Source organism: Rhodococcus sp. NPDC127593 (genome assembly GCF_042671975.1).
Classification (GTDB): Bacteria; Actinomycetota; Actinomycetes; order Mycobacteriales; family Mycobacteriaceae; genus Rhodococcus_F.
Window position 1 is genome coordinate 18,030 of the sequence record NZ_JBHXWI010000089.1, and the last position, 13,109, is coordinate 31,138.

Here is a 13,109-nt window from a genome sequence, read left to right on the forward strand (position 1 = left end):
ACCGGCACATGGATACCGACATCGATCGTGTGGCCGCCGCCCTCCCCGCGTACGAGGTGGGCGGCGAACTCGGCCACGGCGGATGGGGAATCGTGCTCGCCGGACGCCACCGCGCCCTCGGCCGCCCGGTCGCGATCAAACAGCTCCCGCCCGCCTTCGCCACCGACCCGGGCATCCGGCGACGATTCACCGCCGAGGGCCAGCTGCTCGCCTCCCTCGACCACCCGCACGTAGTGCCGGTCTACGACTTCGTCGAACACGACGGCCTGTGCCTGCTGGTCATGGAACTACTCCCCGGCGGCACCGTGTGGAACCGGTTCACCCGCACCGGATTCAACGCGCATGCCGCCGTCGCGGTGGCCCTCGCCTGCGCCGCCGGGCTGACGGCCGCCCACAACCGGTCCATCCTGCACCGCGACATCAAACCCGAAAACCTGCTGTTCGCCGCCTCCGGGGCAATCAAGGTGACCGACTTCGGCATCGCCAAGGTCATCGGCGGCGACCAAACCCTGGCCACCAAGGCCGGCGACGTCCTCGGCACCCCGTCCTACATCGCCCCGGAACAGGCCCGCGGCGGCGAGCTGACCCCCGCCACCGACGTCTACGCGCTGGCCACCATGCTCTACGAACTCCTTGCCGGGGAACTGCCGTTCCCGCCGGCTGACGACGCCATGGCGTTGCTGTTCATGCACGCCTTCGACGAACCCACCCCGCTGCAGGAGACCGCGCCCGCCGTCCCCGACCCGATCGCCGACGTGGTCATGCGCGGACTGGCCACCGACCCCACCCTGCGTTACCCGTCCGCTGAGGCCTTCGGGATCGCGCTGGCCTCCGCCTCCACCGGCCGCTGGGGCCCGGGGTGGCTGAGCACCGAGGGCATCCCGGTGATGGGTGCCGACACCATCGTCTCGGCCACCGGTCTCGGCCCCCCGCACACCCCGACGCTGACCGACAGCGACGACCATCCGCCGTTGCCGCTGACCCGGCCACACGCCGCACCCCGACGGCCCGCCCCGGGTTCTCCCGGCACCGAATCGCACCGGGCCGACCCGGCTGCAACCGCCGACCCGACCGCACCGACCGGATCCGCCGACCCGACCGCACCGACCGGATCCGTCGACCCGACCGCATCACCCACCGCGACGGCACCCGGGGCGCGTGCTACGGAACCGCCGCCGACGGTGCGCCCGTCGATCACCGTCCACGCCCGCGGCGCCCGCCTGGCCGACGTCTCGGGCGCCGACCTCGTCGACGTCCGCACCGTGGTGCATCTCCCCTCCCCTCGTGTTCCGCTGGTCATCGCCGCCGCCCTAGCCGTCATCACCGTTCTGGTGGCCTTGCTCGGTCTCGGTTCGCCCCCGGTCGATGTGCCCCCGGTCGGCGCTGTGACCGTCGCGGGCGTGGACCCGGCCGGCGGTGCCCCCGTCCCCCTCGATCTGACCGTCCCGGTGCCGGTGGCGGTGGCGGGCGCCGGTCTCGCCGACGCCGCGATCCTGGCCCTCGACGTACTCGACATCCCGGTCAAGAACACCGGCGCCGCGCCACTGATCAACCAGGGTGGTGCCGCGGTCGCGTCACTGCCCCCACTCGGCGGGCAGTACTTCGTGGCCGGAACTCTCACCGGAACCCTGACCCTGCTCCAGGCCGGTCAGGTGATCGACACGTGGACATTTCCGGTCCGCACCACCCAGTCGGCAACCACCACCGCGGCCGCCGTCGGGCTCGCCGCCGTGGTGCTGTTCGCCGTGGCCTACCTCGAGTCGTTCCTGCGCTCACTGCGCCGGGGGCGGGGCCGGATCACCGGAATCATCGGTGCCACCGTCACCGCCGGCGTGCTCGGCGCCGCGGTCGTGGGCGTCCTGTGGATTTTCACCGCTCGCCTACCGACCATCACGACCGTGGTGGTCTGCGCGGCAGTCGCGGCGGGAGCCGGCGCCGCTGCCGCGATCGGCGCCGCCCGGATCGGCCGTCGCCGCCGTTACCGTCGAACCCACCGCAACACCAGATCCACTAGCACCACCACCGACCAGCGGTAAAACTCATACCCCGGCGACAGCGCCGCCCGGAGGCGATCCGTCCCCGGCACGGTCCACCCGTGGCGTGAGCCACGGGCCCGGCACTGCCCGGAGACCCGAGGGCGCGATGCCGCACCATCTGCTCCTCGTCCGCAACACCACACCGACGGCGGGAGGAGGGGCTGCCGCCGCGAACCGGACATCCCCCGGGTGAATGAAAACTGTTGTCGCACAGCGGACGGAGCGGCTACGGGATCGCAGCAGGATCGGGCAGGCCAATGGTGGGGCCCGGGAAGGCGATACCGTCGGTGCCGACACCGACACCACCAACGGTAATCCCGGGCAGGGTAGGGTCGGGGGCTGGCGCGGTGGCAACATCCAGATTTAGATCACGAAGCCACAGTAGCCAAAGGGTTTCCCACCCGGCTGTTCTTCTTCGTCACCATATCCAGGGTGCTCCGTTTCCAGTCCCCGCCCGTCGAACCGTGCGTGCGGTTCTCCCGCACACGGCTCACCGAGGTCGTTCACCGCCAACATTCGGTTTCCTCCGCCAAGCACGAAAAGGCCTGGGGGCATAAACAGTTCCCTCAAGGCTGATCAGGCCGAGCTGGTCGTCGGATTGGAAGTACACCACCGACCGACCATATGCACGACTTCGCTTGTGCCGCTTAGCAATCACACCAGCCAGCCGCATCAACGCGTAGTCCCTGATCTTCGCGAACCTCACAGACGAGTTCCCATATCGGAAATACCCCGTCCACCCACGCAGGAACCGATTCACCGCTCCCACGATCGTGCTCACGCTCAGCAATAGCCGAGACCGAACCGTCAACTCACGGATCACATCCCGAGCATGTGCCATCGCCTTGTCCGATGGCCACCGAGCGAGGAACCCGATCCCCTTTGCGCCACTACGGCCCTGACTGCGCACCCAGCGATGGTGAAACCCCAGAAAATCAAGGCCCTCACCGCCTTCGGTGAGATGCACAATCCTGGTCTTGCTCGCCTTCGGCGTCAAACCCAACTCCGCTAACAGGATCCGAAGATGCGCAAGCGCATCCTCAGCCTGCCGCCGAGTCCGGCACATCACCACCACGTCGTCGGCGTAGCGAACCAATACCCCGTGCTCGCGGACATCCCACACCCGATCAACCTGGTGCAGATAGACATTCGCCAACATCGGAGACAGGACCCCACCTTGTGGCGTTCCGGTCACCGCCTTGCGGACCACTCCGTCGCTCATCACTCCCGCACGCAACATTGCGCGCAGCAGCCTCAGCACGGACTGATCGCAGACTCGTTCCTCGATCGCCTTCATCAACCGATCATGCGGAATCGCCTCGAAACAATTGGCGATATCCGTCTCCACCACCCACCGTCGCCCCCGCCACGCTTCATCGACGAGGACCTGCAATCCGTCGTGCGCCGACCTCTTGGGACGGAACCCGAACGAGCAGTCGTGCATGTCCGCCTCGAAGATCGGCTCGAGCACGATCTTGGTCGCGGCCTGCACAATACGGTCACGAACTGCAGGAATAGATAGAGGGCGCTGTTCTCCGGTTCCGGGCTTCGGGATCAACACCCGACGCGCCGGCAACGGACGATATCGGCCCTCGCGCAGTTCGGCGGCCAGCTCATCGAGTAGTCGGGTCACCCCGTACTCCTTGACCTGGTCCACAGTGATGCGGTCAATACCAGCTGCACCCTGATTGCGGTGCACCTGAAACCATGCACGCATGAGGACATCGCTGCGCACGATTTTGTCCCCCAGCGTGTGAAACCGTCTACCGGAATCTGCCTTGGCTGTCCGGTAGAGCGTGTGCTGAAAGGCACGCACCGAATCCAGCGGAACTGATCCGCTCGCGGCGGGACTAGCCACTTTCATGACACTCACCGGGCACCTCCTTCACATCAGCACGCATCGACACACGTAGCGGCCCTTCCCTCACCTCAGGTTGTGTTGTCCTGCAGGCTCAATCGGTACTATGGCCGCCTCCGACTCCCTTCCAGCAGACAACTCATTTCCCAGGATCACTGGTTATAGAGCGTCATCGCTTCCGATCACCATGTCCACGATGTCGCCACCATGAACATCTCGCAGATGATCGGGCTGGGGAGGGCCTCTCCAGTTCCCGTCGTCACTGTCGATACGTTCCACGTCCCATACGCCGGAGAGTTCTTCAGCACCTGCACATCCAGGTCTTCGGTGCCTTCCATAGGCCTTCACCGTGATTTCGGCGGCTCGGCTCTCTCTTCACCTCGACCCTCACGGGCAGAGACCTCTAACGACGCCGCAGACTTCGCTTTATGCTGCGGACCGCATCTTCGCTCCCCCTTGCAGGGCTTCTGACGCTGGGCTTCGACCACATCCGTTTCCAGATGAAGCCGCCAGCCTGCTACCGGGCCACCTGGCAGCTACCCGGACCGGACTTTCACCGGCAAGCGACGACGAGCTTACGAACAAACCGATCTATAAAGACCTCCTGTTCAACTGGACGCACGAAACACCGGGGATATGGACGGAGACGGTCGGTGCGGACGGCGCAGCCGAGGGCTCGGGCGCGGTAGCTTCTTGCGGCACTTCCCAGCTGTAGCCCTCCCGCGGGCCGCTGTCGTTGGTTGCCGCGCCGGCGATTCCCCCACCGACGGACAGGGCAACTGCGGTGAAGGCGATCAGGGGGACAGCGAATTTCATAGTGTTCGACATGGTCAAACTCCTTGCGTGATGAGGTCGAGAGGGTCTGGGGCGCCTCGAAACGGTACGGATATCGTCGAGACCAGCTTTCGGCCTTCGGACTCACCGTCGATCCCGAGGAACTGCTTCGACTGGACACCCCGGCAAGTAGGGAAGCCGGTGGTCTGCGGCGACGGGGAGCGGTACTGGTCCGCCCGCCTGCTCTTACCGGGCGGTCGCGAATTCGTGCGCGTCGACGCGGGTTCGATGGATGAGGATGCGGCATCATCCCCCGGTTTTGCCGCAGGAGTGGTCGATGCCCCCAGGAGGGCTTCGAGGCAGCGTGTTCGGAATCGGTACACCGCCTTGCCGTGCTTGGTGTGATCGACGGTGACGGAGTCAGAGTGGGCAGCGCACCACTGTCCCGATGTCCTCGATAACCCGGTGTTCTCGGGTGGAAGGGCTCGCCGCAGGTCCCTGCGCGCATGTGGCTCCACGGGGCCGGCCCGTGTCTCCGTGGGCCGGCCCTGTGGAGTTCGCGATCCCTTCCGGGCAGGAGATCGCGATCAGCAGACGAACGGAATCGGGATGAAGCAGGGGCCGTTGCCGCCGCCCTGCGCAGGTGCCTGCTTGATGGTGCCGCCGTCGCCTCCGGGGGCCGCTCCGCCGTTGCCGCCCGCGCCGTCGCCTCCGAGGCCCCAGCCGCCGAACCCGCCGCCGCCGGTGGTCGGGCCCGTCGTGGCGTCACCGGAACGCGCATTGCCGCCGTCACCGCCGCTGCCCACCTCGCTGTTGCCGTTGCCGCCGCCGTTGTTCGGTCCGATGGTCGGACCGCCGAAGGAAATTCCGGGGGCACCGGCGCCGCCGTCACCGGCATTGGCGTTGCCGGACTCGGCGTTGCTCTGCGCGTCACCGCCCGTACCGGGGGCGCCGACACCCGGTGCACCGACCCCGGGTGCACCCGGTGCGCTGCCCCCCGCACCCCCGGGCGCCGCCGGTTCGGCGGACGCGATTCCCGCACCCGCCGACAGCGCGAAAGCTGCAATGGCAATCGCCGTGATGGTGCGTCGCTTGATGTTCGACATGTGAAACTCCTTGTGTTGCTTGCCGGTTTAGCTGTCCCGACAAGACTCCCGTGAAATGAAGCGAATTGATATCCTCGGCAGGTCTGAAGTTCCTCACCCCTGCATAGGCAAGGCATTGATGCACGCTCCGCCCTGTTGCCTGCCGGAGTCACCGAACCCGTTGGCACATACACCCTTCGACCGATTTATGGTTGGTCTCCAAAATAATTGGTGTAGTGAATGTTTCGGTACGATGGCACTGGCAACGGGATCACTCAGGACATCGGGCGCTCCGCCGCAGACCCACCGCAGGCCCGTCGTTATCGGACTCGCTCGAGGGTGAGCGGAAGTAGAGGATCGCGTTCTGTGCGTCCACACCCATGGCGCGATCGGTCGTGGATGCGCAGGGAGCGGGCGCACGAACACCATCGGGGGTGAGGAACTTCCACCCCACTGTCGAAGATCCCCGAGCCTGTCCGCGAGAAGCTAATAGGCGTAGATCAGCACGAAAACCCTCCCCCATCAAAGAAAGAATCGTCGTGAGACCCAACTCCCTTCGCTCGGCTCTTCTGCTCAGTGCTGTCGTACCCGCAGCTCTCCTACTCCCCGCACTAGCCTCGGCCGCCGAACCCACATCGGAAGGTAACCAGTCGGCATTCGAGCGCGAGATCGACAAGATCGGGTGGCACGATGGCTTCGAGATCACCGTCGACAAGGTGACCGCGAACTCGGACGATGCCTCGACGACACTCGATTTCGACCTGAACTACAAGAACCTGGTCGGTGTCAGCCACACCCCCACCGACAAGGCCTACCTCGAAGTCGACGGCGCGGTCGTCAAGCTGTCATTCGACAGTCCCGAGATCGCTGGTGGTGGACAAGCGTCCGGCACGGCGACCGCCTCCATGAAGACCCCGTCGGACGCACCCGACGTCGACGACGTCGTCGACAGCGTCGTCCTCGTTTACGGCCAGGCCGACGAGAACCAAACCCGAATCCCGCTAGCCGAACACGACGACGTCGAGAGCATCGAGCCCAGGGGCATCCCGGTCGGGATGACATTCGGCACGGACATGGAAATTGCCCTGGACGAGGCGTTCCTCTGGCCGAGCTACCAGCCCGGCGAGAAGGACAAGCACGAGGTCTGGGTCAAGATCAACGCAAACTGCGGGCGCTGCTCGACCGGCGGCTTCTCCGATGTCAACCCCGGCGACTTCGAGCTGACAGGACCGGACGGCCAGTCAGGTCGGGGCGACAAACGCGGCGGATTCATCTCCGAGAACGTCTCCTCGATTAGCAAGATCGAAGGCGAGTGGATCGTCTTCGTCATGGACGAACCCACGCCAGGCGCATACACCTTCCTGTGGGAGAACAGTAACCCGGCAAAGCCCGCGCAGGCCTCGACACAGATCACCCTCTGATCGCCCGAACGCCAGGGCCGGCACAAATCGAACGATAGGCTCGACGGGTCCACCCGGCCGCGGCCGGGTGGGCTCGGTTGTACGCGGCCGGTTGTGCGGTCCCGGCGCATACTCGCCTCGCCGGATACCGGACCGAAGCGTCATGAACGCACCACATCACCACACCGCAGCGGCTGGGCTGCATTTCGCCGGTTGAACATCCACAGCTGATGGGCACCGCGCCGCGGCGGTCAACCGCGAATGGATCTGTCGCGCTTCGGCGACATTCGGGGCGGGCGGTCGCCCTCGACGATTTGGCTTTCACCGACACCGACGACCGTCTCCGCCGCCCGGCACGCAAGGAACCACCAGGTAGACCGTCCCCTGGCGATGGACGGCCACCGATTACTGGCACCCGTGCGTATCAACAGCAGTCGTAACCCCACCCCGACCGGTGCCCTCGCCGGCGCAGCCCGGATGCCATCGACCGGGCAAGCCTGAGATGATCGGGCTGTGACACCCAGCCTCGTACTCGGCTCTCTCGATGCCGACCATCTCGCAATCGTGGTGCTCGGCCGTGCGAATCCTGGTGCCACGGACTACTGGGATGGAAACTGGGTTCGCTCGACCCTCAGGGTGCGCGCCGGCGGCTTCACGGCCAACATCACTGCGAATCTGCGCACCGACGAGATCCACAAATTCAGTGAGGGACTGAAGTTCATCGACGACAACTTGTTCGGTGCAGCTGTCCTCCAGAACATGGAGGACTGGATCACCCTGTCGATCACATGTACCCCGAACGGGGGTCTCGACGTGTCCGGCGAGGTGATGGACCAGCCCGGCGTCGGCAACCGGCTGGCGTTCGAACCACACGATCTCGACCAGGCCCACTTGCCGACTTGGCTATCCCAGGTCTCCGAGATTGAGTTGAGATTTCCTGTCGTCGGCGAGCCCTGAGCGGACTGGCCTCGGCGTCCGGTGAGGTGGACCAGGGCCGGACTGCTTCACCGCGCCTGTCGCGGCCGATCGTCCGGCCGAACTCGAGGACGACTTGGTGCAGTTGCGCAAGCAGGAGGGCACTGTCGCGTTGATGAGCTCGCGGCAACTGGAAATCGGTGGGGTACGCACCTTTATGCCGTCGCACAAGGGCCACCGTCAGCTGACCGAGATCATCAACCACTGTGTGTTGTTGCACTTTCGGTTCCCACTCAGCTTCCGGGAGGTCGAGGACTTCATGCTCGAACGCCGTGTCGCGGTCAGCTACGAGACGATCCGCCGGTGGTGCGCCAAGTTCGGGCAGGCCTACGCCAACGGGCTGCGCCGGCGACGCCCGGTCCGCGGGCGTACACGTCGCCCCTTCCGATCCACGTTCGCGGAGTGACTGGAGAGAGGTGTGACCCCAAGCTGCTGTGAGAGGTACTTGAAGTATTGCCCTCCGCGGATCCCCAATCCCGGCAGAGAAGGGAACCGTCCTCCATGATCGTCATCGGTATCCTCACAAGTCCACCCACACGGCCACGGCAGTCGACCCGGCCACCAACACCGATCTCGGCTCGATCCGCATCGACGCCACCCTCGCCGACGGGAGCGGGATGGGCCGATTCCGCACGATCGGAGTTCGGTGTAGTGCCTGCGGGGGCGCCTGGCGAGGCGACAGCCGCACGGCGGGGCTTCCGGGCCGACGGCATCGAGGCGGTGATGCCCACGCGCGTTACCTGACAGAAGCCTGTAGGACGTGAGTCCGGCCCGTGTGCCTGTCGAGTCGCACCGAGATTCCGGGGCGGGCAGAACCCCGCCGGAGCCCGGGATAGTGTATTTCACACGGGTTTCCTGCCGTGCCGATTCTTCAGCGGCCGCGGCGTCGAGGCAGGCCGTGGGCGCGTCACCGCTCGCGTTTAGTGACGAGGCGGCTGCGGAGGACGTGCTCGGCGAGGCGGGCTCGTTTCTGATTCTGAGGTAGGTCCTCGACACCGAATTTGGCGAACAATGCGCGCAGATGCGTCTTGACCGTGGCTTCGGACAGGTGCAACTCGTCGGCGATCTGCGAGTTCGACGCCGGACACGCGAAGAGCGCGTTCTGTCTATACGGTCGGCACAGGGTGTCGAGAATCCCCCGTTCCGCGTCGGTGACCGCGTGGAGGGGTGGGTCGGCCGGGCTGCCGGTGTCGACCGCTCTGGTGGGGTCGAGGGCGTGGTAGTTCACGAACGAGCTGCCGATCCGGACGTGGTCGCCCGCTCGCAGTCGGCGCCAACCGGTGAGAGGTCTGCCATTGACGCGGGTGCCGTTGAGGGACAATCCGCCATCGACGATCGTCCAATGGCTGCCCGCCCACTCGACGACGGCGTGCAGCCGCGACACCGTCGGATCCGCGGTCAACGCGACGTCGGCGTGCGGGCTGCGCCCGATGACGACCCGCGGCGTGTTCACCGACAGCACCAGCCGCCGCCTGACGCCGCGGTCGGCGTACAGCAGGCACGGCGCGTCGGCGGGGCCGATTACCGCTGCCCACGCCGACGCGTCGTCGGGGCCTGAATCGGGCCCGGTGTCGTGGTTGCGGGGGAACATCGCACCTCCCGGTGATCCCGTCGGGGATGAAGGGCCTCCGACGGCGGTCGGAATGGGCTACTCGGGGAATTGCTGTCAATCTTCGTCCCCTGGTGGGCGGATTCGCTCATCCCCGGGGGTACGAAACCGCCACCCTGGGGTGAATTCGATGAACACCGTGCCACCTCGGCCCGCACCACCGGGATATCCGGCACCGTCGAGGGCCGGAGGGAAATGCGGCGGTCCGAGCGCGGCCCGCCCGGTCATCTCTTCGGGACGCGACCGCGCGCATCCACCGCCAGCCGGGGTGCCCGGCTGCACGGGTGTGAACACCCGATCCCCCTGGTCGGCGGCATTCGATCGCTCGACCGGCACTCCAGCCCTGTCCGCGCGCGTTGCCGCGTCCCGGGTCTGGTGAAAATTCGGCGGCCCCCCAATCATTGCCGTGGCGTTCACGGGCAGCTTCGAGGGCCAGACGACGATCGGGCGCGGGGGGCGCGCCCGCCTGCCGTTCCTGGTGTTCACGCTGGACGGACCCGACAGCGCCGCGCGGGTGGTGATCGACGTGGCGCACCGCTGGTGAGGACGGTTCCGCGTGTGGCCCGACACGATCACAGTCACCGGGACGCCCACCGTCCCGCGCCCCGGTGAGACCGCGCCGCCGGGAGTGTGCTCGAAACGGCATCCCCTTCGTGCAAGGTTCACCGAGCTACAGCATCAGTGCCTCGTCGCGCTCGGCGCCGTCGACGACCTCCGACATCAGGATCTGCAGCTTCTCCATGTCCCGCAGCAGCGAGTCGAGTCCGCGCGCGGACAACACTCGGTCCTTCGCGAGGACGTCGAGGTCGCCTTCCTTCGGGTCCTGCGGGAGGTACCCCAGATCGCCGGTGCGCACCACGGCACCCGCGTATGCCTCCCCCTCCCCCGCGAGGATGCGGAGGGTGGTCGTCTTGCCGGCACCGTTGCGGCCGACCAGCCCGATGCGGTCGCCTGACATCGCGACCGTACGCGCGGGACGATCGGATGAGAAACCCACCCAGCCCGGTTACCGGCCGAGCCGATCCATAAACCAGAGTGTCACCGACAGTCAGGTGTGACGGATTTCGACCCATGTGGAGATATTTCGACACAACCCCGTGGGCGACCATCGTTCTCATCGGGAACGGAGGTCCTCGGGATCTCCGAGTACCGCGGCTTCAATGCCGCCCTGGCCAATGAGACGATGAAAAAGTCGCGTGGCCATCCCTTCTGCCGCAGTCGCACCCGTGTTCGTCCTCGGATCGAGCATCGCTGGAGCAGCCCGGACGCTGGAACCGGATGGGCGGCCCGCGGTCGTGGGGCCGGTCCTCTGGACTGACCGACGGAAAGCTGGACCTGTGCGGTGTTCGAAGGCCTCACCGTCTGGACGGTGTCGGACCCGGATGTGAACGCCGCGCCACCGGCGGAGCGGTGGTGAACGCCCATAACGGCGGCAAAGTCGTCGATTGCTGTTCGGCGCATGGACCGCGGGGTCTGTGGCACCTACTTCGGGTCGGACGGCGTCGCGCTTCCATCCGGGATGGCCGGGTGATGAGCTGTGTGACGGCTCCGGCGTTCCAGCGACCCTGGCGGTGGCTTCTGTGGGTGGACGCCGCCGCGATGCTTCCTGAATCGGTGACCGGTGCAACGATTCCAATGCCCCAACCGCCTCTGCGCAGACGCAAATATCATAAGTTGCCCTTGTCGAAATTTGAAATAGTGTGGTGCCACATAATTGCGTTCTCCTGCCCGGAACTTGTCAAGGTGTTTGAGTCCAACGGGTGTTATGCGGCGGGCTGATCCGCGGCGGGTTCGGCCTCCTCGGAGTCGGCGACGGGCTGGTTGATCCAGGCGTCGGTCGGCAGGTCGAGGATCTTCGGGGTACCGGTTGTGCCGAACCGCTCGGGATGCGCGAGCCGGGCCGAAGCGAGCACTGCAGCGCGTTCGTCGGCCTTTCGAGCGGCAAGTCCGAAGTGCACGTCGGCGGGGGTGTGCAGGCCGATGCCGGTATGGCGATGTTCGTGGTTGTACCAATGGACGAACGAGTCCATGAACTCTCGTGCATCGTGAATGGACCCGAACCGCTCCGGGAACGCCGGGCCGTACTTGAGGGTCTTGAACAGTGACTCCGAGTAGGGGTTGTCGTTGGATACTCGCGGCCGAGAATGCGAGCGGGTGACCTCGAGATCGGCGAGCAGGGTGGCGACGGTCTTGCTGGTCATCGAGGTTCCCCGGTCGGCGTGCACGACGTTCGGTATTCCGTGCACGGCAAAGGTTTCGGTCATCATCTCGGCAGCGAGTAGCCCCGACTCATGGGTCTGGACGTGGGCGCCGACGATGTAGCGGGAGAAGATGTCGATCATCACGTACGCGTCGAAATACGTGCCCTTGACTGGGCCTGGAAGTTTAGTGATGTCCCACGAGTACACCTCCCGCGGTCCGGTCGCCGCCAGTTCCGGACAGGCCCGGGCGGGGTGGCGGGCCTGCCGTCGACGGTCGGTGACCTGCGCGTTTTCGCGCAGGATCCGATACATCGTCGAGACCGAGCAAAGATAGATGCCCTCGTCGAGGAGTTGGGCATAGACCTCGGCCGGGGCTCGGTCGCCGAACCGGTCACTGTCGAGAACGTCGAGGACAGTCCGGCGTTCGGCGTCGGTGAGCTTGTTCTCCGGGGTGCGCGTGACTGCAGCGGCGGTCGGATCCGGTGCCGCGGGCCGGGTCTTGTCCCGTGCCGCGGTGGATCGAATGATCCCCGTCAGTTTGGTTGCATCCCTTGTTGTTACACCGGAATCGGTGAGTTCGTGGTGGGTGCGCATCAACGTTTCTTGCGCTGCTCGTCCACATCCGCGCTCTCGGAGAGTTGCTCCAAGAGCGAATGTGCTTTTCCCATGATTTCCAGTGCGGTTTCGGTGGTGGCCAGTCGCTTGTTCGCTCTCTCCAACTCGCGTTTGAGGCGTGCGATCTCGGCCTGCTCGGTGGTGAGTTTGCCGATCTTGTCGCCGGGCTTCTTGCCGTTGAGGACGCCGGCATCACGTTGTTTGCGCCACTCGCTGATCAGGGACGAGTACAGGCCTTCGCGGCGCAGGTACGCGCCTCCGCCGTTGCTCTCGCAGGCCTGTTCATAGGCAGTCAGGTGGGCGAGCTTGTCGGCGGCGCTGAAGGCGCGTCGTCGCTGCGGGCCGGCGGCGCGTGGGTGCGAGGGGTCCATCCGGCCATGGTCCTCGACCAGAACCGTGGGAGAAATCGTCATCGCGGGTTGATCCGTATCTCGCCCTTCAGGCGGGGTTGCTGTGAACCACTGGACTCAACTCACCCTAATGGGAGCTACCGGGTCCAGTCAGTAGGGCAGACTCGGTGCTGTAGCCCCGGCAGGTGAGCACTTACTTACCCTGA

General features: G+C 65.9%; 11 protein-coding genes and 1 pseudogene. 5 read left to right on the forward strand and 7 right to left on the reverse strand.

What is annotated here, in order from left to right; genetic code table 11:
- Window positions 1-8 precede the first annotated feature (8 nt).
- On the forward strand, window positions 9-2,036 hold the full coding sequence (locus tag ACFVJ3_RS44700) for a protein kinase (protein WP_378458180.1): 2,028 nt from the start codon (window positions 9-11) through the stop codon (window positions 2,034-2,036).
- Between the two features lie 490 nt (window positions 2,037-2,526).
- Here the strand turns inward: ACFVJ3_RS44700 and ltrA are convergent, their stop codons facing one another.
- The 4 genes from ltrA to ACFVJ3_RS44720 form a co-directional block, all read right to left on the reverse strand.
- Window positions 2,527-3,900, reverse strand: coding sequence for a group II intron reverse transcriptase/maturase (gene ltrA / locus ACFVJ3_RS44705; RefSeq protein WP_378458189.1), 1,374 nt, complete (start codon window positions 3,898-3,900; stop codon window positions 2,527-2,529).
- 176 nt (window positions 3,901-4,076) lie between these two features.
- Window positions 4,077-4,232, reverse strand: coding sequence for a hypothetical protein (locus tag ACFVJ3_RS44710; RefSeq protein ID WP_378458181.1), 156 nt, complete (start codon window positions 4,230-4,232; stop codon window positions 4,077-4,079).
- 253 nt (window positions 4,233-4,485) lie between these two features.
- Complete coding sequence (locus ACFVJ3_RS44715) at window positions 4,486-4,722, reverse strand: hypothetical protein (protein WP_378458182.1); 237 nt, start codon at window positions 4,720-4,722, stop codon at window positions 4,486-4,488.
- Window positions 4,723-5,255: 533 nt separating this feature from the next.
- The gene (locus ACFVJ3_RS44720; protein WP_378458183.1) at window positions 5,256-5,774 is read right to left on the reverse strand and encodes a hypothetical protein; all 519 of its coding nucleotides are present in this window, start codon (window positions 5,772-5,774) and stop codon (window positions 5,256-5,258) included.
- 518 nt (window positions 5,775-6,292) lie between these two features.
- Between ACFVJ3_RS44720 and ACFVJ3_RS44725 the strand changes: the two genes are divergently transcribed.
- The 3 genes from ACFVJ3_RS44725 to ACFVJ3_RS44735 all read left to right on the forward strand — a co-directional run bounded on the left by ACFVJ3_RS44725 (window position 6,293) and on the right by ACFVJ3_RS44735 (window position 8,534).
- On the forward strand, window positions 6,293-7,174 hold the full coding sequence (locus ACFVJ3_RS44725) for a hypothetical protein (RefSeq protein ID WP_378458184.1): 882 nt from the start codon (window positions 6,293-6,295) through the stop codon (window positions 7,172-7,174).
- Between the two features lie 492 nt (window positions 7,175-7,666).
- Complete coding sequence (locus tag ACFVJ3_RS44730; RefSeq protein WP_378458185.1) at window positions 7,667-8,110, forward strand: hypothetical protein; 444 nt, start codon at window positions 7,667-7,669, stop codon at window positions 8,108-8,110.
- 97 nt (window positions 8,111-8,207) lie between these two features.
- Window positions 8,208-8,534: a hypothetical protein gene (locus tag ACFVJ3_RS44735; protein ID WP_378458186.1), complete on the forward strand. Its 327-nt coding sequence runs from the start codon at window positions 8,208-8,210 to the stop codon at window positions 8,532-8,534.
- Window positions 8,535-9,035: 501 nt separating this feature from the next.
- Here ACFVJ3_RS44735 and ACFVJ3_RS44740 read toward each other — a convergent pair.
- Window positions 9,036-9,719, reverse strand: coding sequence for an FHA domain-containing protein (locus ACFVJ3_RS44740; RefSeq protein WP_378458187.1), 684 nt, complete (start codon window positions 9,717-9,719; stop codon window positions 9,036-9,038).
- 424 nt (window positions 9,720-10,143) lie between these two features.
- Between ACFVJ3_RS44740 and ACFVJ3_RS44745 the strand changes: the two genes are divergently transcribed.
- Window positions 10,144-10,281 (forward strand): hypothetical protein, encoded by a 138-nt coding sequence (locus ACFVJ3_RS44745; protein ID WP_378458188.1) that lies wholly within the window; start codon window positions 10,144-10,146, stop codon window positions 10,279-10,281.
- Between the two features lie 135 nt (window positions 10,282-10,416).
- On the opposite strand, the pseudogene ACFVJ3_RS44750 reads toward ACFVJ3_RS44745, so the two are convergent.
- Both ACFVJ3_RS44750 and ACFVJ3_RS44755 read right to left on the reverse strand, forming a co-directional pair.
- Window positions 10,417-10,689: pseudogene (locus ACFVJ3_RS44750) on the reverse strand (ATP-binding cassette domain-containing protein); the annotation flags it as partial.
- Between the two features lie 811 nt (window positions 10,690-11,500).
- Window positions 11,501-12,924, reverse strand: a protein-coding gene (locus tag ACFVJ3_RS44755) for an IS3 family transposase (RefSeq protein ID WP_378458190.1) whose coding sequence is annotated in 2 segments (ribosomal slippage) — window positions 11,501-12,574 and window positions 12,577-12,924 — 1,422 coding nt in all. Because the reading frame shifts where the segments join, the coding sequence is not laid out codon by codon here.
- Window positions 12,925-13,109 lie beyond the last annotated feature (185 nt).

Excerpts from the sequence above, each read along its gene's own strand:
- ACFVJ3_RS44700 (WP_378458180.1), top strand. The coding sequence starts at position 9 with ATGGATACCGACATCGATCGTGTGGCCGCCGCCCTCCCCGCGTACGAG.
- ltrA (WP_378458189.1), bottom strand. The coding sequence starts at position 3,900 with ATGAAAGTGGCTAGTCCCGCCGCGAGCGGATCAGTTCCGCTGGATTCG.
- ACFVJ3_RS44710 (WP_378458181.1), bottom strand. The coding sequence starts at position 4,232 with ATGGAAGGCACCGAAGACCTGGATGTGCAGGTGCTGAAGAACTCTCCG.
- ACFVJ3_RS44715 (WP_378458182.1), bottom strand. The coding sequence starts at position 4,722 with ATGTCGAACACTATGAAATTCGCTGTCCCCCTGATCGCCTTCACCGCA.
- ACFVJ3_RS44720 (WP_378458183.1), bottom strand. The coding sequence starts at position 5,774 with ATGTCGAACATCAAGCGACGCACCATCACGGCGATTGCCATTGCAGCT.
- ACFVJ3_RS44740 (WP_378458187.1), bottom strand. The coding sequence starts at position 9,719 with ATGTTCCCCCGCAACCACGACACCGGGCCCGATTCAGGCCCCGACGAC.